The organism is Fluviicola taffensis DSM 16823 (genome assembly GCF_943372375.1).
GTDB lineage: Bacteria > Bacteroidota > Bacteroidia > Flavobacteriales_D > Crocinitomicaceae > Fluviicola > Fluviicola taffensis_A.
The window spans coordinates 196153-221207 of record NZ_CALRYJ010000006.1 but is presented as its reverse complement, the minus strand read 5'-3'; the positions used below and the strand labels follow the sequence as shown (position 1 = coordinate 221207).

The following is a 25055-nucleotide window of genomic DNA, read 5'->3' as shown; positions in this document are numbered from 1 at the left end:
ACTAACCTTGCTTCAGCATAGGCGCAACGGAGTCGAAGTCACTCTTCAATTAGTTGTTCCATCAGGTTAACCGTATACAATTGCTCACTTGCTCGAGTCACTGCCGTATACAACCAGCGTAAAAAGGAGAAGTCAACCTGTTCGAATTCCAGGTAACCATGATCCACAAACACGGCAGCCCATTGTCCGCCTTGTGATTTATGACAGGTCACCGCATACGCGAATTTAATTTGGAGTGCATTGAAGTAGGGTGATTTCATGATTTCCTGGTAGCGCTTCTGCTTATTGTGTTCATGCATGAAATCCTTTTCAATCTCGAAGAACAGATTTTTTAGAAAACCGCGATCCAGATTTGGCTGCTCAATGGTCAAGGTTTCCATGAAAGCAATGGCTTCAAAACGATCCAGGTCCGGATAATCGATCAGGGAAATCTCCAAATGTGCAAACCGGACACCATACAACTCTTCGACTCTCCGGATGTGATGTACTTTTATCAATTCCCCATTTGCAATAAATCCGGCGGAACTGAGCGGATCCAACCAAAAATAATTGTTCTTCACCACCATCAGCAAATCTCCTCCACACAACTCCTCCTCCATCATCAGAATGCGATTCCGGATGTGTTGATTATATAGATTAGCCCGCTTATTCGATCGGGTAACGATCATCACCTCATCTGCCCCGTAATTGCTATAGGAAGATTCTATTTTCTCGATCAATTCATCTCCCGGAACAGCTTTCACATCGGGAAAGGAATGCAGATCCAATTGAGGAACTGTCTCATCCACCTGGGCTTGCCGGATGCGCGTGGCATTCTCCAAAATCCCGGAATCCGTTCGCTGCCTTACAACGGATGTCAATCCATAAATCGTGAAGTGAACCAAGGGAAAGTGCTGATTCATATAAGCGGTGCTTAAAGCCGGACTTTCATCCGAACCAACCGGAGGAAGTTGTCCCTCATCCCCCAACAAGATCAATTTACAATTCTCACCACCCAAGGCGTACTCAAATACATCTTCCAATAAGTTCCTTGAAACACTGCCATCCGCCTGAAGCGAGTAATCTCCAATCATCGAAGCCTCATCAATAATGAAAATCGTGTTCTTGGACTTATTAGGTGCCAATTGCAATTTCACTGTTCCATCCGGACTGGTTCCTGTGAAATAGATTCGTTTGTGAATCGTCGTTGCACCCATTTTGGATCTCAGTGAAAGCACTTTTGCAGCTCTTCCGGTTGGAGCCATCAAAACTGTTTTGCGTTTTAGCACATTCAAAGCCTGAATGTAGGCACCCAGAATACTTGTTTTACCGGTTCCGGCATATCCCTTCAAAATAAAACAAGCCGGATTCTCCTCTTCAAACGTGAAATTGGAAAGGTGCCGAATCAATAATTCCTGTTCCTCGTTTGGAACATGTCCGAAAAAAGACAAAATCAAGCGATAACATTCCTCTTGAAAAGACGGTGAATCCATAATCTAAAATTACGAATAAAATAAGCATCACAGAGCCTTCGACTACGCTCAGTCACCTGTGTATTGACACATTCAGTAAAAGGACACTGAGCGGAGTCGAAGTGAGCCTTTTCTTTTTATCTTTGTTTAAAACGAATTTGTGCAGTTAATCATAGAAATTACTCAACAAAGCATTGCAGCCTTCCAATTGACCGGGAATGAAATCCAGTTATTGGAAAAAGTAAATTGTACGAAAAGAACCGATGTCGGATACAAGGAAGTATTGACTCAAGTCATTGAGAAAATTGGAAATCTGGATCGTTTTGAGAATTTTTCATGTTCTTATTTTGCACAGGAGTTTTGTTTGGTTCCGAATTCCTTATTCTCAGCTTCAACACCCGAAACATTATTGCAATATACAGTCCACAAGCCTATTTCCAAAAGCGACGTGGACTACAACCGCTTACCGGATTGGAGTTCGGTGATCATTTATCAGCTTCCGATGTGGGTAAAATCCGTCCTCATCCTGAAAGCACCCCGAATTGTCATCCAGCACGAAATAGCGCACATCCTCCGTCATCTGACTACCGGTTCATTGATTCCTTTAAGAAGCCATTTGGTCATTCATGAAGAACAATTTTCCTTTGTGGTCCGGAAAGACGGGAATATAGCACACACCAGCATCCAGGAATACCAAAGCGAGGAAGATATCGTTTATCACCTGGCAACCGTTTTTACGCAGCTTAAAATCGAATCCAAGAATGAATTGTACATTCACGGTACCGGCGAACAAGTTGAAGGCATTCAGAAACGTCTGGAAACACATTTAAAGAAAATCAAGTTGTTTGAACAGTCAAAAATCGAAATACAAGTATCCAATCATCTTCAATATCAGACATTGTGCGTATAGTTAGAGGTATCTACAAAGCAAGAAGGTTTAGTCCTCCGAAAAGTTTCCCTTCAAGACCCACAACGGATTTTGCGAAAGAAGGAATCTTCAATGTACTGGAAAACAGGTATAGTTTAGTCAATCTCAATATCCTGGATCTCTGTGCCGGAACCGGGAATATTTCCTTGGAATTCCTTTCACGGGAAGCCGGAAATGTAACTTCTCTGGACAAGCATCCGGTTTGTATCAAATACATGTACAAACTCAAAAAGGAATTGGGAATCGGAGATGAGTGGCACATTGTCAAAAATGAGGTGCGCGGATTTTTGGATAATTGTCCCGAAACATTCGACCTGATCTTTGCAGATCCTCCTTACGATTTGACATTCCACGATACACTGGTTCGAATCATACGTGAACGAAAGCTATTGAATCCCGGAGGAATCTGTTTAATTGAACATGGAAAACAAACAGATCTGACTCAGGAAAGTGGTTATTTAGAAACACGAAACTTCGGTAATGTTTACTTTAGTTTCTTTCAATTTGAATGACATGAAAAAAAGTGCATGTTTCCCGGGATCGTTTGATCCCTTCACCAAAGGTCATGAAGATATCATCCGGAAAGGGCTTTCCTTATTTGACGAAATAGTCATCGCCGTTGGAATAAATTCAACCAAGAACTATTTATTTTCGTTGGAAAACAGGCTGAAGCATATCAAAAGCTGCTTCGAAGGCGAATCCAAAATACGTGTGATCACCTACGAAAAATTGACCGTTGAAATGTGTAAGGATGAAGGATGCAACTTCATTTTACGTGGTCTGAGAGATGTTAAAGACTTTAATTATGAAGTTCCGATCGCATTGATGAATCGCTCTATGACAGAGATTGAAACGGTTTTCTTAATTCCGGATACTTCCCTTTTTGCAATCAACGCAACGATCATCCGTGAAATCTATAAAAATGGCGGGGAAATTGATAAGTATGTAACAAATTTCGAACAGCTCGTTAATTAGACATGAACAGATACCTTATCCTTTTTTTCATTTCCATTGCATCCTTGCAACTGCATGCTCAATCCCTGACCGAAATCAATGGGTATGCCCCTGCTTACATCGGAAAAGAAATGGAAGTTTATCAGATCTCCGATTTCATCACCATGAGAGAGGAGCGAATCGCCTCTTCAACGGTAAAAGCAGATAGCACTTTCAGCCTCGTTTTCAACCTGGATGAAACGCGTAAATTGATTCTGAAATCTGGAAACAACAAAGCGAGCATGTTTGCAAATCCGGCAGGTAAATACGAAGTATTGTTCCAGGAAAAGAACAAATACGACACCTATAATCCTTCCGGAAACTTCGTGGAACTTATTTTCTTCAATCTGGGAAAAGAGGATATCAATTACAAGATTCTGGAATTCAACCGTTGGAATGATGAGTTTGTAGCAACCTACTATACCAAACACAATGCAGACTCCAAGTTTTTCGTTGCACGATTGGATACCTTCAAAATGGCAGTTGAAAAATACTATCATGCAGATACCATTGACCGGTATTTCAATTATCACAGGAAATACACCATTGCCAAACTCGATGATCTGCGCTTTATAGGAAACAGGAACCAGTATGAAAAGTATGATTTTTATATCAAGTCCACTCCCACCTACTATCAGAACGAGGTCTACATGGACTACATCACCCATTTTTACGAAAAGCTCTTGCCTCGCATCAATTCGGAAATAAACAATCAGGTTTATCTTGGAATAGTAAAATCAAGTCCCAGTGCAATCAATCGCGCACTTTCCAGAGAATATACCTTATCGAAACAATACAAACTTCGGGAATTGATCATGCTGAAAACACTTTCAGAGTGCTTTTATGAAAAAGATTATCCTCAGACCAATATCCTGACGATCCTGGATAGTGTTGCCCGATTTGGTAAGTACCCGGAAAACAAGATCATTGCTCAAAATTTGCATTTCCGGTTGACGGAACTAACTCAGGGAGCCAAAGCACCCGATTTCTTGCTGAAAGATGAAGGAACTGACCTGACACTTCCAAGCTTCCAAAAAAAGTATTTCTACCTGTTTTTCGTTGACCCGACCAGTTTGGACAACATGAAGCAGATGAATCTCCTGAAACCGATCTACGAACGCTATAAAGAAAATATCAACTTCGTAATGGTTTACAAGGAAAATCCAGGGGTAGATCTGGCCAAACTGAAGAACGAATTACCATGGAAAGTGATTTCCAGTAAAGAAAGTAATTCCATTTTCAAGAACTACAATGTCGCAAATTATCCCTACTATGTTCTGATAGATCCTTTCGGATATGTCGTGAATGCTCCCGCCTTAGGTCCTATTCCGAACGGAGCTTATGATACGATAGACAAAACCTTCTTTTTGATTCAGAAAGCACTTAAGGAAGGAAATGGGTCAGATCGCTAACTAGAACCATTGCTATTCGCGAATTGTCCTGGTTAGTGTCGCACTAATCAGCCACGGCTGATCATAATTTAGTCTTTCCGCCGCGGCGGACTGAGTCGCTTTTCCTAAATTATTTTCGCACTAACGTTTGTCATAATTTAGTCTTCAAAAGCTGTCGCTTTTTCTTATTTTTACAAAAAAATAAAGAATGCGTTACAATCTAAGTGAAGTAACAGCGATTATTCGCGATCGAAGAACCATTTACCCGGAACAATACAGTACCCGAAAAATTCACAAAGAGCAAATCGAATTGTTGCTGAACAATGCTGTTTGGGCTCCTACTCATGGAATGACTCAACCCTGGAGATTCATCGTATTTCAGGAAAATGCACTGAATGATCTGTCTGAAGCCTTGGGAAGCATCTATCTTTCTGAAATTCCAAAAGAGAAACAGGTAGATAGCAAGCTGGGAAAATTGATGAGCAGACCCAAAATGGCAAGTGCCGTAGTTGCAATCATATTGGATCGGGCTGAAGACACCAAAATATCGGAAGAAGACGATTTCGCTGCCATTTCATGTGCAGTCCAAAATATGCACTTAACAGCGACAGCTCAAGGAATCGGTGGATTTTGGTCTACTCCGGGAGTGATTAAATTCGAGCGTTTCAATGACTTTTTGGGATTGGATAAGGGACAGCGCTGCATTGGCTTGTTTTACCTTGGATATCCGGCAATCGAATGGCCAAAAGGTCAGCGAAAACCAATTGAGTACCTCACAGAGTGGAAACAATAACTCGATCAAATCGACGTTAGTCTACCAACTATATAAAAACAAAACTCGTTAACAGTAGAAAGAGAAAAAGTACCATGCTGAAATCCATATGTATCTTAATTATCTGTACTTTTTCGCTGGTTTCCTATGGGCAAAAACGAAAAAAGGAGCGGTTTCCATCTTATTTTGGAATTGTTGCAGCTCCCGTTATCCCAAATAACTTCATTGGTGCAGTCCATACCGAATTGTTGGATAGTTCCGGCTCCATGACCACTGATTTTCATAATAAATGGGGATTCACATTCGGTGCAACGATCCGGATCGGATTATCAAAGAATATCAGTCTGGAAACAGGGATATCCCAAGTGAGAAGAATCTATAATGTGGGAGTTTCACTGCCGGATTCCGGTATTTATGACAGTCAGAAACTGGCATTCATAAACTACGACGTTCCCCTCAATGCCCTTTTCTACGTTAAATTGACTGAAAAATGGTATGCCGATGCTTCTCTTGGTGTATCAATCACACATTATCCATCAGATGTTCAGGACTCCATGCTTCCCGAAGCAAAAAAGGCCATTTTCATTCAGGGACGAAGAACTGCAAGCACTTACTTTGCTTTCAACGCCGGATTCGGATTTGAATTCCGGACTGAAAAGGCAGGAACATTCTTTTTAGGCTTTGGTGCCAAGGTTCCATTCAAACCGCCACTTTTTGGTGTTTCCATTCTCAGACAAAGTGGGACATCCAAGCAGCTGTTTGCTTATAAGCCGATTTCTGCAGGGTATTTCACCATTGATTTCAGGTATTTCATCCCGACTCCCAAAAAGAAGAAGGATCCTCCGAATAAACCCATCATAGAATAAATGGAAATTCCCCAAAGAGCACAAGAAATTATTGAGAAATTCAATTTAAAAAGTCATCCCGAAGGTGGCTTTTATGCTGAAACCTATCGTTCTTCGCAATCCATTCCTGGAAAAGACCGGCAGCTTCTCACCAGTATTTATTTTCTGATCACCGGAAATAGTATCTCCCGATTTCACCGCATCCAATCAGACGAATGCTGGTATTTTCATGAGGGTTCTCCCCTGCTTGTTCATAGTATTTTTCCCAATGGCGAACACCAGGTCATCGAACTAGGTTTGGACCTGACACAAAATGAAGTTCCATTCCATGTAGTTCCGGCTCTTACCATTTTCGGTTCCCATCTGAAAAACGACGAAGGTTATGCCTTTGTTTCCTGCGCGGTAGCTCCCGGTTTTGACTTCGCAGATTTCGAGTTGTTCACTTCGGAAGAACTGATGAAACAGTATCCGGATCATCAATCCATTATTACTAAATTGACATAGGATGTCAAAATGGAAAGTTTACTTATTGGGTTTTGCCACGCTATTGATGGCTCCTCTTGGCTGGCTTCTTTGCGGAATGCCTGAAATAAGTGATTTTCTTCAATTGGATCATATTGCCAGTGTCTGGACCGGAATTGGAATCGAATACGGAATCGCTTTCGGAATCTTGATGCTCATCTTCACCAACACCGAAACTGCACGGAAGAGTTTTTCAGTTCAGCATCAACTGATCAGATCCCTTCGCTTAAATATCGTTGATATTGTATTCCTCTCACTTTGTGCGGGTTTTGGAGAAGAAATCCTGTTCCGTATTGCAGTTCAGCAATGGCTGCACCCTATTCTGGCAAGCATCGCTTTTGTAGCTATTCATGGGTACATCAATCCACGGGATCTGGATACGACCAAATACGGATTACTCGTTTGTTTGTTTATCCTGGTTCTCAGCTATGCTATTTCAGGTGAACAGGGATTGTGGTTTTGCATCGCCGCCCATGCAAGTTATGACTTCGTATTGTTTTATTTCTGGGGAAGGAACTAAGGCTCGATGTAAATCACCAGGCGGTTGGTTTGCTGGGATAAAAAGCACACCGGGAATACAATCGACGGATCTGCCTTGATTTTCTCAAGCATCCGCAAGGTGCAAGCCGATTCGGGAACACGCAACAAAGCTCCGGCATATTGCAGATTCAGCTCTCTCAACCCTCGCATGAATTGCATGGAATCCGGAAGTTTACTCAGATTGTTGAAACCCAGATCCATGAATTGCATGGAGGACAGATATCCGAGATCTTCAGGAAGCAGTTGGATCGAATTCCGGTTCAAATCCAATTGTTCCAATTTTTTTAAACTCCCCAACGAATCCGAAACATGCACCAATTTATTATTCGAAAGGAATAGACGTTCCAGGTTTTGAAGCCTGCAAATGCAATCAGGAATTGAATCGATATCGTTATAAGCCAGGCTAAGCACTTTTAAGTTCTTCAAACCACAAATTGCCTTCGGGAATGTTTTCATGTGATTACGTCCCAAATAAAGCACCTCCAGATTGGTTAGATTGACAATCTCACTATCAATATCTGTAATCTGATTCCCGAACAGGGAGATTTTTGTAATGGTCGAATCGTAATACAGCTCAAACGGAACTGCAGAAAGATGTTTGTGGTTCATGAATACTTCCGTTCCTTTTGTTCGGGTGGAAGTGATCACCGAACAAGCCGTTCCTGTAATCACAACAAATAGGATGAAAAATAGTTTTTGCATGACAACCCGAAAATACAATAATAAACCTGTCAGGGTGAAAAATTTTTCAACCTGACTACAGATTAATTAAACCAATTGGCACAATTTGTGTCTTAACAGTAATAATCATAAAATAATTTAGAATGAAGACACTTATTTTAGCATTAGCACTTGTAGTTGGTGGATCAGCAATGGCTCAACAGCAAGCAAAAAAAGAGCGTAAACCCGCAGAAGAAAGAGCAACAAACTCTTCTCAAAAAATGAAGACAAAATTGGGCTTGGACGATGCGCAAACATCTAAAATTCACGATATCAACCTAGGAATTGCTCAGAAAAACGATGCGATTCGTGATAATACGGCTTTGACCAGGGAGCAAAAAATGGCTCAGTTGAAAGAAACTCAAAACTCACGCAATGCGCAGTACAAGGAAGTTCTTACCAGCGACCAATACGCAAAATATGAAGCCTGGGAAAAAGAAAAACGTGAGAAAATGCAAGCAAAACATGCTGAAAAGAAAGACGCAAAAGGTGGAAAGGGAACGAAACCTACTGGTCCTCCTCCAGCTGATGAAGATGAATTGTAAAATCTAATATAAAAAAAAGTCGGGGCGAAAAATTTTTCGCCCCGACTTTTTTATTTCAATCTATCTGCAAAAATATTTTTGAATTTCTCATACTTCGGTCTCACAATCGCTTGACAATAAGCATTCCCCGGATTCAATTCCAAATAATTCTGGTGGTAATCTTCCGCCGGAAAGTAATTGGAAATCGGAGAAATCTCTGTTACAATCGGATTCTCCCAAACATGTTCCGCAGTCAGTTTCGCTTTGTAAGCCAATGCTTTCTCTTTTTGTTCCGCATTATGATAAAAAACGACCGAACGGTATTGTGTCCCGATATCATTTCCCTGTCTGTTCAATTGTGTCGGATCATGGACAAACCAAAACACTTCCAACAATTCATCAAATGAAATGATGGAATCGTCATAAACGACGCGCGCCACTTCCGCATGCCCCGTATTTCCATCGCAAATCTGTTTGTATGTCGGGTTATCCACATGTCCTCCGGCATAACCGGAAGTCACCGAAACAACTCCTTTCATATCCTTATAACATGCCTCAATGCACCAAAAACATCCAGCACCCAATGTGGCTTCTTTTATCATTTGTTCTTTTTTATCAAAAATACGTGAAGTTTTAAAATCTGGATTGCCCGTTCAACGAAAGAGTTTACCTATTTTTGCCCCATCTTGAAAACATACGGATCCAATTTCTGGAAGTTAAGCTTTTCCATGCTTCTTTTCACAACGAGTTACAACATTGTGATTCCGGAAATGAATGCGTTTTTAACCGACCTGGGTTCTCCCAATCTAAAAGGATTGATCATTGCTTTGTTCACCATTTCAGCAGGTTTTACAAGACCATTTTCGGGGAAGCTTTCCGACATTATCGGACGCAAAAAAGTGATGTTGATTGGATTGCTGATCTCAGTGGTGGTTTGTTCGCTTTATTCGGTTGCCTTTTCAGCCTGGTTTTTACTCGGATTGCGTTTCTTGCATGGATTCAGCGTCGGATTTTACCCGACAGGAGCCACTGCATTGATTACGGATATTCTGCCTGAAGACAAACGCGGCTTCGGAATGGGACTTTGGGGAACTTTCATCTCGATCGGAATGGGAGTCGGACAAGGACTTTCCAGTTTTATTGTAGAGGTCGGAAACCGGAATGCCTTGTTTTTCACCGCTGCACTTTTTACAGCTTTATCCTATATTCTTTACTTCAACGTCAAAGAAACACTTGCTAAAACTTCGAAATTCCAGTGGAACCACCTCCAAATCAAATCGGATGAGATTATTGAACCGAGTGTTATCCCGGTAGCTGTTGTCATGTTCCTGTCTGCCATGTGTTCCGGAATCATTTTGGTTCTTTCTCCGGATATTTCAGACCACTTGAACATTGGAAACAAAGGCGCTTTCTTCATTTTTTATGTCATGGCAACGATCCTCATTCGTTTGGTGACCGGAAAAGTATCCGATACTTACGGTAGAAGACAAACATTGGTAGCGGGAATGGTGATCTTGTGTGTTTCCATGATCCTCATCGGAATGGCTACTACTGAAACCTGGTATTACATTGCTTCCATCATTTTTGGTATCGCCACAGGAATCATCTCCCCAACCCTTTTTGCCTGGACAGCAGATTTGTCACCAAAAGCCAGACGAGGTCGTGGAACGGGAACCATGTTCATAGCATTGGAATTCGGAATTCTCAGTGGAGCATTGGTTACCAATATCTGGTATCGAAATAACCTGGAATCTATTTGGAATGTGTTCCTTTTTGGAGCAGGAATGGCATTTTTATGCATTGTTTACCTGCTTTGGCATCTGAAGACCGTAAAATCGAAATACTAGTTCTTTGGAGCGATTCCTCCGTAATCCAGACGTTTTGCCTTTAAATAACGGGGAACGTAATAACCACTGTTATTGAATGTGTCAATGATCACACCACGGGAAGTGGAACTGTGAATGAACTTGATCACGCCTGCTTTCACTTCCACAACCATTGCAACGTGTCCAACTCCGGCTGCACGAGTGTTTCTTCCTTTAAAAAACATCAGATCTCCCGGTTGCAATTCGGAAAGCTTCACTGTTTTGCCAAATTCGGCAATACCGGGGCTTGAGCGAGATAAACGCATCCCGAAGTTCCCCATGACATAGTAAATGAAACCACTGCAATCAAAACCTGACGGGGTGGAACCTGCATAATGATAAGGAGTTCCTAAAAATTTCTTTGCGAATTGGATGATATCTTCTACCTGCTTGTTGATTTTAGGAGCCGAATCATTGGAAGTGATTGCCTGCAAAGCGGATGAGTTCCCCTGCTTCATTAGGGTGTCAGAAGACACCTGACTCTTTTGAGGTAAAGACCCTGTTGCTGTTTGTGCCTGAAGCACGTTGCTCACAAGAAGCACAGCCATCGAAAATATGTAAGTTTTTAAAGACATAATATTTCTGACGGTGCAAAATTATCATTATTTTCACAGAATCAAAATGATTGGTCTTGAGCAAATTAGATAATATCGTATTAACCAAATTATATTACTCCATTGGGGAGGTTGCTACCATATTTGATGTAAACACTTCTCTCATAAGGTTTTGGGAGAAAGAATTCACGGTAATTCAGCCTAAAAAAAACAAAAAAGGAAATCGCTTATTCACCGTAAAGGACATCGAGCATTTTAACAAGATTTACCAACTCGTAAAAGAACAGGGATATACGCTGGATGGTGCCAAAAAGGCTTTGAAATCCGGTGAAAAGGGACATTTGGAAGGCAATCAGAACGAAGTATTGATTGACAAACTGGAAAAAATCAAATCACAGTTGTTGGCACTTAAGAAATAATTTTTCTTTTCTCCCCTTGAGGGGAGATCAAGAGGGGTGACCATCCCCATTAGTCCCCCTTCAAAGGGGGAAACGGTTCGCAATCAATTCTTATAATACGCCTGATACAAATAGTTCAATGCAGCTTTGATATCATTCTCATCTATCAAATGATTCCAGGAACATTGCCCGATCTTATCCAAAAAGCAGGTTCTTACTCCCTGCTGATCGTTTTTCTTGTCATTCTTCATTAACTCGATCATGATACCGACTCCGGTCAACAAGTCTTCCGGACAAGGATACAGAGCCATCATCAACTGCACGATCTCATTCAATTCTTCCGTTTCCAGCGTTCCTTTCTGATTCGACAAATAGGATTCTGCAATGATTCCAAGCGCGACACAATTTCCGTGAGAAATCGGATTCAGATCCAGGTAATACCCTTCAATTGCATGACCGATCGTATGACCGAAGTTCAGCGATTTGCGGATTCCCTTTTCAGTGGGATCCTCGTTTACCACTTTTGCCTTGATTGCAATCGATCTTTCAAGCAGCTTTGTGACATTTTCTTCTGAAAACAATTCCTCCTGCTTGCTTGCGATCAATCGATCCCATTCCTTCTTGTCAGCGATCAAAGCATGCTTCATCACTTCTGCAAAACCACTTACCCACTCCTCTTCGGGCAAGGTTGCCAGGAAACGTTGATCTACGAAAACAGCAACCGGATCATAAAAAGTACCTATCTGATTTTTAAAATTCCCCAAATCAATTCCTGTCTTTCCTCCCAGAGATGCATCTACCATTCCCAATAAGGAAGTTGGAATGTGAATACAAGGCAAACCTCTTTTATAGATGGAAGCAATAAATCCTCCCATATCACTAACAACTCCACCACCAAGTGTAATGATCAGATCCGAACGTACAATTCCGTAATCCGAAAGTGCTTCCAATACCTGAAAACAGACTTCCATTACCTTGTTCTCTTCTCCGGTAGGCAATAAAATGACTTCCGCATCTTCCAAAGTCGGAAAAGCGGTCAATAAGTATTCCAAACAAAAATCATGTGTATTCTCATCCACAACAATGACTTTCCGCACATCCTTGTAGGTTTCTTCAAGCAATTTCGGGAAAGATGAAAGCTCCAAATTGCCAGCTTCCACAGTATATGAATTACATTTAATTTTTTTCAAAGCACTAATTTCAATGATGGAACAAATAAATTCAGTTTAAAGGTGAACAAAAATACATGAAAGCGATTAATTTTGCCCCATGATATCTTTTAATAACACGGAAATTGCGTTCAAACACAAGTCCAACAAGGATTTGAAAAGAGCACATTTTTTATTTTCGGTCATGGCTAGTCCGTTTTTGGTTAAAACAGGGAAAGGACTTGCACGTTTCGGATTGAATGTCGGACTTCCAATAAAAGGAATGATCAAAGCAACCATCTTCGAGCAATTCTGTGGAGGTGAAACCATTGAGGAGTGCACTTCAACCATAGACACGATGTGGAAAAACCATGTCGGAACCATTTTGGACTATTCGGTGGAAGGTAAAACCAGTGCGGAAGATTTCGAGCATACGACCAAAGAGATCATCGCTACGATCCATAAGGCAAAAGGGAATCCCGGGATTCCATTCGCAGTGTTCAAAATCACGGGAATCTCCAGGTTTAGTTTATTAGAACTTACCAATACCGGAATTGAAAACATTTCAGAGAGTGATCTGAAAGAATATCATGAAACGGTAGAACGTGTAAACCGCATTTGCAAAGAAGGATTTGAGGCATCCGTCCCCGTTTTTATCGATGCGGAAGAAAGCTGGATTCAGGACGTGATCGACCGAATTACGCATGAAATGATGCTGAAGTACAACAAGGAGCAGGCAATCATATTCAATACGGTTCAAATGTACCGTCATGACCGCTTGGAGTTTTTGAAAAACAGCATCGACTGGGCAAAAGCTGAAAATATCCAGTATGGAGTGAAACTCGTACGTGGTGCCTACATGGAGAAAGAACGAAAAAGAGCCGCAGAAAACAATTATCCCTCTCCTATTCAACCGGACAAGGCAAGTTGTGATTCAGACTACGACAAAGCCCTTGATTTCTTGGTTAAGCCGGAAAATTTAACTCAAATGGCCTTGTGCGCGGGTTCCCATAACGAAGACTCTGCTGCTTACCTGGCAAGTCTGATTGAATCAAAAGGGATTGACAAAGCAAATAAACGTATCTGGTTTGCCCAATTATTGGGAATGAGTGATCATATTTCTTACACCTTGGCTTCAGAAGGATTCAATGTGGCAAAATATGTTCCTTATGGTCCGGTGAAAGAAGTGATCCCTTATTTGTTCAGACGGGCAGATGAAAACACCTCTGTAAAAGGACAAACGGGAAGAGAATTGAAACTGATCAAAGAAGAGATAAAAAGAAGAAAGGGAGCCTGAATGGACTCCCTTTCTTTTTGGGTTTGAATTTTATTAATAACAAATAATCGAATTTGTTAAAGTGGTAGCAAGCAGTTAGCGGAAAATATTCACGTGCCCCAGTTGCTCCCGTTTTTCATCACTTGATGAAGTCTTATACGTGATTTTCCACGAATACATTCCTTCTTTACAAGCAATTCCTTTATAGGTACCGTCCCAACCTTCCAGGGTACTAGTAGTTTCAAAAACTAATTCCCCCCATCTGTTGAAGACTTCCAATTTGTATTGATTCTTATCCACTCCCGACGTCACTATCGGCAAGAAAACAGGATTGAACTGATTCCCATCCGGCGTGAATGAATTGGGCGCGTACAAAATTACACCTTTTTCCATTAAAATGATCTTAGTAATGGAATCTACACAACCATGTTCCGTAATTGCAACCAATGTCACCTGGAAATTCTGTTCCGGCTCCACTACAAAGGTGTGGGTAGGACTGAAATCATTGGAAACTTCCGTTCCATCACCAAAGTCCCAGATATACTGCACTGCACCTGTAGATAGGTTCACCAAATTAGATTCCGGAGAAATCACGGAAATGACTCCCGGATTTGCGGTGAAATTTGCAACCGGATTCGGATAAACACAAATGAAGCTTGGATAACTTTGCGACCACACACAACCCAATGCAGTCGTGGAAGTAACCGTTACATCGTAACAACCTTGGTTTTCGTATACATTTGTCACCGTATCATTCAAACTGGACAAGGTGTTTCCATCTCCGAAAATCCATTGGGTATTCACACTTGGTGTTCCGGTTGAATTATTGAGCAATAGCGCCGTATGAGGTTCACAAGCCGGTTCTGAAGTTGTTGCTATCTGAATGGTAATCGGTGTTTCAATGGAAACCATTACCTGATCTGTATTCACACAACCTGCGGCAGAGGTTCCCGTAACCGTATAAGTCAAGGTACTTGTCGGAGAAAAAGGAACATTATCCGTAACTCCATTGTCCCAGACATAGGTACTTGCACCCGAACCAGCCAAAGTAGCAGACGCTCCGGTACAAATGATCTGATCCGAACCTGCATTTACAATGGGTAATGGGTTCACCGTTAAAATAACCGTATCCAAACCGAAACAATTGGAAGCATCATATCCATGCATGACAATCGTATAAGTACCAACAGCTGGAACGTAAGCCTGCCCGTCTGTAATTCCGTTATCCCAGGTATAAGTTGTAGCTGCTCCTGTTCCTGTGAATGTAACCGAAGTATTCTCACAAACCGTCACGTCTGCACCAGCAGAAACAATTGGTGCCGGTAAGAATGTCACCATGAGTGAATCCTTATTCACACAACCGTTCGCATCCGTTCCGGTTACGATGTACTTCCCATCAACTGTAGGAATAAATGGTGTGCCATTTACAGCACCATTGTTCCAGGTATAGGAAACAGCTCCCGAACCAGTAAGTGTCATTGGAGTGTAAGGACAAAGTTGCTGATCCACTCCTGCTTCAACCGGAGGCAAAGGATTTACCGTAATGTTTCTTACGCGGGTATGCGTACAGCTATCCTGATTCATTGCTACCAATGTGATTGTGAAAGTTCCGGCAGTTTGATAAACGTGTGTCGGATTGGCTGCTGTTTCCAAAGGCGTTCCATCACCAAAATCCCACGAATAAGTCATGGTTTGGTTAATCAGGTCTGTTGAGGTATTGCTGACCGTTACAGGAGCAAGAACACAGGTACTAGGAACCGTGAAATCTGCAGTAGGAATCGATTTGACCGTCACTTGTTTGATCATCGTATCTCTACAACCCGTTGTTTCATAAGATACCAATCGCACATTATAAACACCTGGCGCAGCATACGTATGATTTGGACTTGACTGGGTAGATGTGGTATTATCACCAAAATTCCACAAATTGGCAATAATAGCATTATTATTTACTGTGGAGGTATTCGTAAACTGCACATTCAATTGCCCACAGTTTTGGGTGTAGGTATAATCCGGAAGAACAACGGTTGGTTGAATATTTGCATCAATAGTTACTGAACAGGACCCCGCATTCGTCAATGTTGTTAATATACAAGAATAGGTTGTCCCTGTGGTAGGGTTTGGAATAGCAATGGATGGAGTAGTTGCTCCGTTACTCCATAAATAGCTGCTAAAACCTGTTGGGGCAGTTAAAACTGCATTATTAGATCCTTGACAATACTGAACGCTCAATTTCAAAGGCTGACAACTCATTGTAAAGTAGCCATAGCCAAAATGGGCACTCCCATCACAATCCTTGGTAACAACTTCTACTTGGATTGTTTGACCTATAAAAGCCGAAAGATCAAGTGCCGCTGTTGACCATGGCAGCCAATTAACATCATTACATGTCTGAAAGTTTTGCCCTGTTTGTCCTGCATATACATCGTATTGTCCACAAGCACCAGAAATTTGATTCCCAGCCTGATCACGTATAGTAATTGTTAAACGGGATTGCGAATATTGATCGTGGTTTGATGCAGCTTCTAATACGGCTGCATATTTATAAATTAATAAGGCATTATCAATGGTAACTGGCATGCTATAGCGCAGTGCCTCTGCAAGAGATCCCGTATTACTATCCCCCAATTTCGCAACCACAAAAGATCCCGGAGGCAAAATAGGTAAGCCCCCACAGGTATATGGATCAAATCCCGGAGTTGAAAGAATGGTATGCCTACCGGATACTACTCCGTTTGCCTGGAAAGGATCCCAGACGGCAGGCACAGGGGGAGGATTCAGAGGGTTATTAATTGATTGAGTAATCAATACACCTGTATACGCCTGCCAGTTATTAAATCCGCCTTGAGAGAAATTGGCATTGGGGCAAGCAGGTTGCGTTTGAGTATAAGCAGTATGGGATATAAACATCAAGCCGAACAACATCAGCCTAAAAGAATTCTTCTTCACAATCATTTAATTCAATTATTAAATTGATACATCAAAGTTACGGAAGAATGACCCGATAGTTGCCTACAAATGAAGTTTGTTTTGTTAAAAATAACAGGTATTGAAGGATTCTTAAAGAAATTTACAAAGAATGATGGAATTCTTGAATTTTGGAACAATTATTCGGAATGAGTAGGGGAGAAAAATTTTTCACCCCTACTCATTCATTTTCAATTAAATATAACTGTGTTTCTGCTTTAAATAATTCAAGGTTTGTGCTTCCAAAGAATCTACCTTGGGTTGGTAGTTGTATTCCCATTCTGCAATTGGCGGCATACTCATCAGAATCGATTCCGTTCTTCCTCCTGAGTACAATCCGAATTTGGTTCCTCTGTCAAATGCCAGATTGAATTCCGCATATCGTCCACGGCGGTAATTCATCCATTGCTGTTCTGCTTCCGAAAAGGGTTTGTTCCGACCTAAATCCGCTTGTTCTTCATACAAAAACGGGAAACTTTCTCCTAAATCAACACAAAAACGGAAGATTTGTTCCTTGTTCAGTTGGAAGTGATTATTCAGATGATCAAAGAAAATCCCACCGATACCGCGAGTTTCTGATCGATGTGGCAAATAAAAATAGTCATCCGCCCATTCCTTGAATTTGGGATAAAACGATTCGTCGTACTTATTACAAACCGCTCTTAATTTGTGGTGAAAAGCGATTGCCTGTTCATGAATCACATAATGCGGCGTGAGGTCAATTCCTCCTCCAAACCAATGAATGCCATTATCCAATTCGAAATAGCGCACGTTCATATGAATAATCGGAACATGTGGATTATTGGGATGCAACACAATGGAAACTCCGGTTGCATAGAAGTGATTTCCATCCAACTTCAATTGGGTTTTCATCTCTTCCGAAACTGGTCCGTAAACTTCCGAAAAAGCAACTCCACCTTTCTCGATTAATGAACCGTTGCGGATCGTTCTCGTTTTTCCACCACCACCTTCAGTCCGGTCCCAGGCATCTTCCAAAAACTTCCCGGTACCATCAATCCGTTCCAATTCATTGCAGATAAACAACTGCAATGCCCGAAATTCCTGTCCAATCGTTTCCTTATTCATAGAAAACACCTACTCGAATTAATTCATAATCCTCATGTTTCAGGATGAAACACGATTGATTCTCATATCCGCCACCTGTTTCAACCGATTTCAGGTCAAAGGCATTGATCACTTCATTGGATACGTCTTCTTTCATCAATAACGTTTTCGTGAAGTAGTAAACCACATCAAATCCATGTGCGCCTGCCTTATTCATATCCGCACGGTATTTTGAGCGATACAAACGAAGTAAGGTCTGTGTTTCGGGCAAGGAGTAATTCAAATCACTGGAAGAAGCCCAAGTAATCTTATATCTTGTCTTGTAGTATCCGGCAATATCATCAAATCCACCCCACTCCTTCAATCCGAACACCGTTACATCTGCATTCGATGATTTACCGACCGCTTTGTGCAAGGCATTGATAAAGCTCAGGACACTTCCTTTGTCTCTTGATGGGAAAACCACCACAGATTCTCCGCTCTTTCTGATAAAAGTCGTGAAATCAGACAATTTTGCCTCAATCAACTTCACGTTCCCATTCTTCTTGGAAAGTTCAATGAATCGTTTTCTATAGGCATCGAACAATTCCTGATCTTTCGAGTTTCCCGGATTGATCAATATGATCTGTGCTGTCTTGTATTTATCAATCGTGTATTTCGCTAAGATCTCCTGCTGGGTCATATCCGTTGTTACGGAAGCATAGATGTACGGATTGTTTTTCAATAAGGAACTGTTGCAGGCAGAAGGACAAACCATCCGGATCTTTTGCTGTCCGCACCATCTTCCAACGATATCGGCACTTTGAGGAACCAATGGTCCGAAAATCAAATCCATCCCTTTCATTTCAGCAGTGTTCAGAATTTTCATGATTCCAATGGAATCCAAAGGAATATCGATGACTTTGATTGTTGCATCAAAACCAAGCTTCTCCAATGAATCAGCTGCCAATTCAACTCCCATGTAGAATTCGGTAGCCAAATTCTTTAAGGCTGTATTTGCTGATTTATCATTCAATCCGAAAGGGAGCAATACTGCAATGTTGTATTTCGATTTGGATTTAAAGATCAGGTCCTGATCCACTTTTCGAATTTCTTCTTTCGGTTGAACTTCACGCACCGGAACAGGTTTTACATTTTCCTTTTTCAAGGGAACCCGAATGATGTCGCCCGCTTTGATATTGGTCGACTTCAAGTTATTGAATTTCTGTAGATCGTTTACGGGAACCATGAAACGTTTTGAGATCGTATAAAGGGTTTCGCTGGGTTTTACTTCATAGACCAAAACGGTATCTGTAAATGTAACAGCCGGAGTGCTTACTGTCGGTTTGTCTGCTTGCTTTGGAGGAATGTTTTCATTGGTTGGTGCAATAATCACTTTCAAGACTTGTCCTACTTTCAATCCTTTGTCGATTCCGGGATTGTACTTCAACAAATCATCTACGGAGCAATTGTATTTCTTCGCAATGGAAAAAGCTGTTTCTCCCTTTTCAACGATGTGCTCACGTACAATCGTACCGCTCACAACCTTCATATCTGCTCCTCCAAGTGGAATCAGGTAACGGTAACCTTCTTTTACTCCCTTTTCAATACCGGGATTTGCCGCAACAATATCGTCAACAGGAACGTTATAAGTGGTATGAATTCCCCACAAGGTATTTCCGGGTTGTGCAATGTGAACCGCATATTTTTTCCCGTTTGAGTATTCATAGACCCAATCTTTCGTATCAACCTGGGCAAATACTCCCTTGGAAAAAACGAGTAAGCACAGGATGAGCAAGCACTGCTTATAATGAATGGAGTGTTTCATAATTCAAAAATATGGTTCTTTAATCCAAGAGTTGTGCCAGCATTATTCCCATTCGATGGTTGCCGGCGGTTTGGAACTGATATCGTAAGTGACACGATTAATCCCTTTCACTTGGTTAATAATCTTGTTGGAAATCAAAGCTAAAAACTCATAAGGCAAATGACACCAGTCTGCCGTCATACCATCTGTAGAGCTAACTGCTCTCAAAGCAACGGCATTCTCGTAGGTTCTTTCATCCCCCATCACACCTACCGATTGAATCGGTAAGAAAATGGCTCCGGCCTGCCATACATCGTTGTACAAACCATGTTCTTTCAATCCGTCGATAAAAATGGCATCCACTTCTTGCAGGATGCGCACTTTCTCTAAAGTCACTTCACCCAAAATACGGATTCCAAGACCAGGACCAGGGAAAGGATGTCTATTCAGAATATTCTCAGGCAAATCCAATGATCTACCCACACGTCTCACCTCGTCCTTGAATAACAATCTCAAAGGCTCAACCACTTGTAATTTCATGTAATCAGGTAAACCACCCACATTGTGATGCGATTTAATCGTTTGGGAAGGTCCGCCATTGACAGAAACCGACTCAATGACGTCCGGATAAATTGTTCCTTGTCCCAACCATTTGGCATCTGTCACCAATTTCGATTCGGAATCAAACACATCTACGAATACTTTTCCGATTGCTTTGCGCTTTAATTCAGGATCGGTAACTCCGGAAAGTGCTTGATAGAAATCTGCCGTAGCATCGACTCCTTTGACATTCAATCCCAATCCTTTATAGCTTTCCAAAACGGACTCAAACTCATTTTTGCGCAACAATCCGTTATCCACAAAAATACAGTGTAGGTTCGCCCCGATGGCACGATGCAAAATCATAGCCGCAACAGAAGAATCCACTCCTCCGGAAAGACCAAGGATCACTTTATCGTTTCCAAGTTTTGCTTTTAATTCAGCAACGGTCGTATCTACGAAAGAATCCGGAGTCCAATTTTGGGAACATCCGCAAATTCCAACAATAAAATTCTTTAATAAGATGGCACCTTCCAAAGAATGGTAAACTTCCGGGTGAAATTGAATCCCGTAAGTTGCTTCCCCTTTGATGGCATAACCTGCAACCGCCACATCTTTTGTAGAAGCAATAATCTGATACGAATCAGGAACATGCTTGATGGTATCACCATGACTCATCCAAACCTGGGAACCCATGGACATTCCTGTTACCAATTCATTTGAATTATCTACAAAAGAGAGATTTGCACGACCGTATTCCCGGATAGTTGACGGAAGTACTTCCCCACCGAATTGTTGAGCCATATATTGAGCTCCGAAACAAACACCAAGCAAAGGAAACTTTCCTTTAATTGTACTTAAATCCGGTTTTGGAGATTCAGGGTCTCTTGTTGAAAAAGGACTTCCCGATAAAATCACACCTTTTATATGTGTTCCCAAATCAGGAACTTTATTCCATGGATGGATTTCACAATATACATTCAATTCACGTACTCGGCGCGCAATCAGCTGCGTGTATTGCGAGCCGAAATCAAGGATAAGGATCATTTCTTGCATGCCTGCAAAGATAAGGCATATTCGCGACATGGAATACCGACAGTTTGAATTTGTTTCCAACAAACTAACTGACAACTGAACACCAATCAGGACAATCTGTCAGTTTAACAACTTTTGGAATAATTTATGACAGAGAGCATGCATTAATCAAAGAAGCGTCGGGAATTTCATTATTTTTGGCTTCGATTTATAATAAACACCATGTTAGGAGGAATTTTAAAGAAAATTTTAGGCGATAAGTCAGCTACTGACCAGAAAAAATATCAACCTGTCATTCAACAAGTTAATGACATATACGCTAGTGTACAAACCGATTCTGACGACGCATTACGTGGTAGAACAGCTAAGTTTAAACAACGGGTTCAAGATGCTATTTCAGGTTTAGAAGCAGAAATTGCTGACTTAACCTCAAAAGCAAATGATATCAATATGCCTTTGCATCAAAAAGAGGCGATCTACGAAAGCATCGATGCAAAGGAAAAAGAAGTCAATGTCATCATTGAAAAGGTGTTGGAAGAAATCCTGCCGGAAGCGTTTGCCGTAGTAAAGGAAACTGCAAAACGCTGGGCAACGAATGGTCAGCTTACAGTTACTGCAACTGAATTGGATAAAGAACTTGCTACAAAGAAAGACGGGATCACCATTGAAGGTGACAAAGCTGTTTGGAGCAACAAGTGGACAGCTGCAGGTGCCGCAGTTGAATGGGTAATGGTTCATTACGATGTTCAGTTGATGGGTGGAGCTGTATTGCACAGAGGAAATATCGCTGAGATGCAGACAGGTGAAGGTAAAACCTTGGTTGCAACACTTCCTGTTTACTTGAATGCAATTTCAGGTAAAGGGGTTCACGTAGTAACGGTGAATGACTACCTGGCAAAACGTGACTCGGAATGGATGGGACCTTTATATCAATTCCACGGTTTGACAGTGGATTGTATTGATAAGCACCAACCGAACTCGGAATCACGCAGAGCTGCTTACATGGCGGATATTACATTCGGAACGAACAACGAATTCGGTTTTGATTACTTACGTGATAACATGGCTAGTGCCGTGGAAGATCTGGTTCAACGCAAACACCACTTCGCTATTGTCGATGAGGTCGATTCAGTTTTAATTGATGATGCGCGTACGCCTTTGATCATTTCAGGTCCAACACCAAAAGGAGACCAACACGAATTCCATGAATTGAAACCGCGTGTAGAGTTGATCGTCGAAGAGCAACGTAAATACGTAAACCAGGCTTTGGCTGATGCCAAAAAATTGCTGACTGTCATTAACGGAGGAACTGTTGAAGGATTAGATCAGAAAACAGCATTGGAGCAAGGTGGAATTGCCTTATTACGTGCTCACAGAGGTTTGCCGAAAAACAAAGCTTTACATAAATTCTTGTCCGAACCGGGGATCAAATCTCACTTGCAGAAAGTGGAGAACCAATTCATGGCGGAACAAGGAAAGCAAATGAAGAAGATTGACGTAGAGTTATTCTTTGTGATTGATGAGAAACAAAACACGGTTGAATTAACTGAAAAAGGAATTGACCTGATTTCAGGAAATGAAGATCGTAACTTCTTCGTCATGCCGGATATTTCAACGGAAATTACACGCCTGCAAAAACAAAACCTGGAGAAGGAAGATTTTGCAAGTAAAAAAGAAGTGTTGATCCGTGATTATACCGTTAAATCAGAACGTATTCACTCTGTTTCCCAATTATTGAAAGCATATACCCTTTTCGAAAAAGAAGTGGAATATGTGATCATGGAAAACAAGATCAAGATCGTTGATGAGCAAACAGGTCGTATCATGGAAGGTCGTCGTTATTCTGACGGATTGCACCAGGCGATTGAAGCTAAAGAAAATGTAACAGTTGAAGCTGCTACACAGACATACGCAACCGTTACCCTTCAAAATTACTTCCGTATGTACCACAAATTGGCTGGTATGACGGGTACTGCTGAAACGGAAGCAAAAGAATTCTGGGACATTTACAAATTGGATGTGGTAGTAGTTCCTACCAATCGTCCGATTACCCGTAAGGATGATAACGATATGGTTTTCAAAACTGCACGTGAAAAATATGCTGCGGTTATTGATGAAGTAAACAAATTGGTTGAGGCCGGAAGACCTGTATTGGTTGGTACAACAACCGTTGAAATTTCCGAGTTATTGAGTCGCATGTTGAAAATGCGGAACATTCCTCATCAGGTATTGAATGCGAAATACCACCAGAAAGAAGCGGAAATTGTAGCAAATGCGGGTAAAGCAGGAGCTGTGACGATTGCAACGAACATGGCTGGTCGTGGTACCGATATCAAATTAGGTGAAGGTGTTAAGGAAGCCGGAGGTTTAGCGATCATTGGTACTGAAAGACACGATTCACGTCGTGTGGACAGACAGTTGCGTGGTCGTGCCGGTCGTCAGGGAGATCCTGGGACATCTAGCTTCTTCGTTTCATTGGAAGACGATTTGATGCGTAAATTCGGATCGGAACGTATTGCGAAGATCATGGACCGTCTAGGTTTGAAAGAAGGGGAAGTGATTCAACACGGAATGGTTTCCAAATCGATCGAGCGTGCTCAGAAGAAAGTGGAAGAAAACAACTTCGGTGTTCGTAAGCGACTATTGGAATACGATGACGTCATGAATGCTCAACGTAAAGCAATCTACAAAAAACGTCACAATGCATTATTCGGTGATCGTCTGGGAGTCGATGTTTCAAACATGTTCTACGACGTGATCGAAGGATTGGTGACCAAACATCAGGGAGGTTCTTACGAAGACTTCAATGTGGACATGATCCGCATTATCGGAATTGATTCTCCTGTATCTGAAGAACAATTCAAATCTGCAAAATACGATGATCTGGTAAACGACCTGTATGACGGCGTAATGGATTATTACAATGCTAAAAATGCACGTTTGGCTGAAATCTCCATGCCGCAGATCAAGCATGTTTTCGAAAATATGTCTCAATATCAAAACATTCAATTCATCATTACAGATGGTGTGAAAACAATGCCTTTGGTTGTGAGCTTGAAAGAAGCTTATGAATCAAACGGAGCTTCTGTTCCAAGTGCATTGGAACGAAACATCGTATTAGGAATGATTGACAATGAGTGGAAAGAGCATTTACGTGAGATGGATGATTTGCGTACTTCGGTTCAGCAAGCCGTTTACGAACAAAAAGATCCGTTGCTGATCTACAAATTGGAGTCGTTTGAATTGTTCAAGGCAATGAATGCACGTTTGAGCAATGAAACGGTAGAATTCTTAGTGAAAGCGGATGTTCCGAGAGATCAATTGGATGACATTCAGACTACCAACAAGGAAGTCGCTCAAAATAATTATGAAAAGGCGCAAATCGAATCCACTTCATCAAGCACGGAAATGCCTCGTTTCAGCGGAAGCGAAGGATACGATGAAGCCATGCGCAATTCAGCACCACAGCGTGAGAAACAACAACCGATCGTTTCAACAGAACCTAAAATAGGTCGAAACGATCCTTGTCCTTGCGGAAGCGGAAAGAAATACAAACAATGTCACGGAAAATAAGAGATAAGGCGGTTCGAAAGAGTCGCCTTTTTTATTACATCCAAAGATTGGAAGATCAACACAGTGGTAAATTGAACCACGAAGAGCCTTTAGGTTTAAAAGAATAAAAACTGATAACTTACTGAAGAACCAGAGAAAGTCAGGTGAACTAAACGAAGTCAT

Annotated in this window: 22 protein-coding genes; 13 read left to right on the top strand and 9 right to left on the bottom strand. The window is 41.5% G+C overall.

The window, feature by feature from the left end; translation table 11 throughout:
• Positions 1-38: 38 nt before the first annotated feature.
• Positions 39-1472, bottom strand: a complete 1434-nt coding sequence (locus tag AAG807_RS11020; RefSeq protein WP_341903641.1) for an AAA family ATPase — start codon at positions 1470-1472, stop codon at positions 39-41.
• Between the two features lie 139 nt (positions 1473-1611).
• Between AAG807_RS11020 and AAG807_RS11015 the strand changes: the two genes are divergently transcribed.
• The 8 genes from AAG807_RS11015 (at position 1612) to AAG807_RS10980 (ending at position 7422) form a co-directional block, all read left to right on the top strand.
• The gene (locus AAG807_RS11015; protein ID WP_341903639.1) at positions 1612-2361 is read left to right on the top strand and encodes a DUF3822 family protein; all 750 of its coding nucleotides are present in this window, start codon (positions 1612-1614) and stop codon (positions 2359-2361) included.
• Positions 2352-2891: an RsmD family RNA methyltransferase gene (locus tag AAG807_RS11010; RefSeq protein ID WP_341903636.1), complete on the top strand. Its 540-nt coding sequence runs from the start codon at positions 2352-2354 to the stop codon at positions 2889-2891. Before AAG807_RS11015 ends, AAG807_RS11010 begins: the two co-directional genes overlap by 10 nt.
• A 1-nt stretch (position 2892) precedes the next feature.
• Positions 2893-3354: a pantetheine-phosphate adenylyltransferase gene (gene coaD / locus AAG807_RS11005; protein ID WP_341903634.1), complete on the top strand. Its 462-nt coding sequence runs from the start codon at positions 2893-2895 to the stop codon at positions 3352-3354.
• A 2-nt stretch (positions 3355-3356) separates the two neighbouring features.
• Positions 3357-4784, top strand: coding sequence for a hypothetical protein (locus tag AAG807_RS11000; protein WP_341903631.1), 1428 nt, complete (start codon positions 3357-3359; stop codon positions 4782-4784).
• 187 nt (positions 4785-4971) lie between these two features.
• Positions 4972-5556: a nitroreductase gene (locus AAG807_RS10995; protein ID WP_341903628.1), complete on the top strand. Its 585-nt coding sequence runs from the start codon at positions 4972-4974 to the stop codon at positions 5554-5556.
• Between the two features lie 74 nt (positions 5557-5630).
• Positions 5631-6401, top strand: coding sequence for a hypothetical protein (locus AAG807_RS10990; RefSeq protein ID WP_341903625.1), 771 nt, complete (start codon positions 5631-5633; stop codon positions 6399-6401).
• A complete protein-coding gene (locus AAG807_RS10985) occupies positions 6402-6884 on the top strand; it encodes a cupin domain-containing protein (RefSeq protein WP_341903622.1) in 483 nt (160 codons plus the stop codon).
• A 1-nt stretch (position 6885) separates the two neighbouring features.
• Positions 6886-7422, top strand: a complete 537-nt coding sequence (locus AAG807_RS10980) for a CPBP family intramembrane glutamic endopeptidase (RefSeq protein ID WP_341903619.1) — start codon at positions 6886-6888, stop codon at positions 7420-7422.
• Here the strand turns inward: AAG807_RS10980 and AAG807_RS10975 are convergent.
• Positions 7419-8144, bottom strand: a complete 726-nt coding sequence (locus AAG807_RS10975; protein WP_341903616.1) for a leucine-rich repeat domain-containing protein — start codon at positions 8142-8144, stop codon at positions 7419-7421. The genes AAG807_RS10980 and AAG807_RS10975 overlap by 4 nt on opposite strands.
• A 122-nt stretch (positions 8145-8266) precedes the next feature.
• Here AAG807_RS10975 and AAG807_RS10970 point away from each other — a divergent pair, with 122 nt between their 5' ends.
• The gene (locus AAG807_RS10970; protein ID WP_341903613.1) at positions 8267-8707 is read left to right on the top strand and encodes a hypothetical protein; all 441 of its coding nucleotides are present in this window, start codon (positions 8267-8269) and stop codon (positions 8705-8707) included.
• A gap of 50 nt (positions 8708-8757) precedes the next feature.
• On the opposite strand, the gene msrA is transcribed toward AAG807_RS10970, so the two are convergent.
• Positions 8758-9288 carry a peptide-methionine (S)-S-oxide reductase MsrA gene (gene msrA, locus AAG807_RS10965; RefSeq protein ID WP_341903610.1) on the bottom strand — a complete coding sequence of 177 codons (531 nt, stop codon included), beginning with the start codon at positions 9286-9288 and terminating at the stop codon, positions 8758-8760.
• Between the two features lie 84 nt (positions 9289-9372).
• On the opposite strand from msrA, the gene AAG807_RS10960 reads away from it, so the two are divergent.
• Entirely contained in the window at positions 9373-10533 is a 1161-nt protein-coding gene (locus AAG807_RS10960; RefSeq protein WP_341903607.1) for an MFS transporter, read from the top strand.
• On the opposite strand, the gene AAG807_RS10955 is transcribed toward AAG807_RS10960, so the two are convergent.
• Positions 10530-11099 carry a C40 family peptidase gene (locus tag AAG807_RS10955; protein WP_341903605.1) on the bottom strand — a complete coding sequence of 190 codons (570 nt, stop codon included), beginning with the start codon at positions 11097-11099 and terminating at the stop codon, positions 10530-10532. The genes AAG807_RS10960 and AAG807_RS10955 overlap by 4 nt on opposite strands.
• Positions 11100-11182: 83 nt before the next feature.
• On the opposite strand from AAG807_RS10955, the gene AAG807_RS10950 reads away from it, so the two are divergent.
• Positions 11183-11524, top strand: a complete 342-nt coding sequence (locus tag AAG807_RS10950) for a MerR family transcriptional regulator (protein ID WP_341903602.1) — start codon at positions 11183-11185, stop codon at positions 11522-11524.
• An 83-nt stretch (positions 11525-11607) separates the two neighbouring features.
• Here AAG807_RS10950 and aroB read toward each other — a convergent pair whose 3' ends face one another.
• Positions 11608-12693, bottom strand: coding sequence for a 3-dehydroquinate synthase (gene aroB, locus AAG807_RS10945; protein ID WP_341903599.1), 1086 nt, complete (start codon positions 12691-12693; stop codon positions 11608-11610).
• A gap of 79 nt (positions 12694-12772) precedes the next feature.
• On the opposite strand from aroB, the gene AAG807_RS10940 reads away from it, so the two are divergent.
• Complete coding sequence (locus AAG807_RS10940) at positions 12773-13948, top strand: proline dehydrogenase family protein (protein WP_341903597.1); 1176 nt, start codon at positions 12773-12775, stop codon at positions 13946-13948.
• Positions 13949-14023: 75 nt separating this feature from the next.
• Here AAG807_RS10940 and AAG807_RS10935 read toward each other — a convergent pair whose 3' ends face one another.
• From AAG807_RS10935 to guaA, 4 genes are all read right to left on the bottom strand, one after another.
• On the bottom strand, positions 14024-16882 hold the full coding sequence (locus AAG807_RS10935; protein WP_341903595.1) for a PKD domain-containing protein: 2859 nt from the start codon (positions 16880-16882) through the stop codon (positions 14024-14026).
• Positions 16883-17089: 207 nt separating this feature from the next.
• The gene (gene hemF, locus AAG807_RS10930; RefSeq protein WP_341903592.1) at positions 17090-17980 is read right to left on the bottom strand and encodes an oxygen-dependent coproporphyrinogen oxidase; all 891 of its coding nucleotides are present in this window, start codon (positions 17978-17980) and stop codon (positions 17090-17092) included.
• On the bottom strand, positions 17973-19766 hold the full coding sequence (locus AAG807_RS10925; RefSeq protein ID WP_341903589.1) for a LysM peptidoglycan-binding domain-containing protein: 1794 nt from the start codon (positions 19764-19766) through the stop codon (positions 17973-17975). Before AAG807_RS10925 ends, hemF begins: the two co-directional genes overlap by 8 nt.
• Positions 19767-19808: 42 nt before the next feature.
• A complete protein-coding gene (gene guaA, locus AAG807_RS10920) occupies positions 19809-21341 on the bottom strand; it encodes a glutamine-hydrolyzing GMP synthase (protein ID WP_341903587.1) in 1533 nt (510 codons plus the stop codon).
• Positions 21342-21542: 201 nt separating this feature from the next.
• Between guaA and secA the strand changes: the two genes are divergently transcribed.
• Entirely contained in the window at positions 21543-24893 is a 3351-nt protein-coding gene (secA, locus tag AAG807_RS10915) for a preprotein translocase subunit SecA (RefSeq protein WP_341903583.1), read from the top strand.
• Positions 24894-25055: the final 162 nt, after the last annotated feature.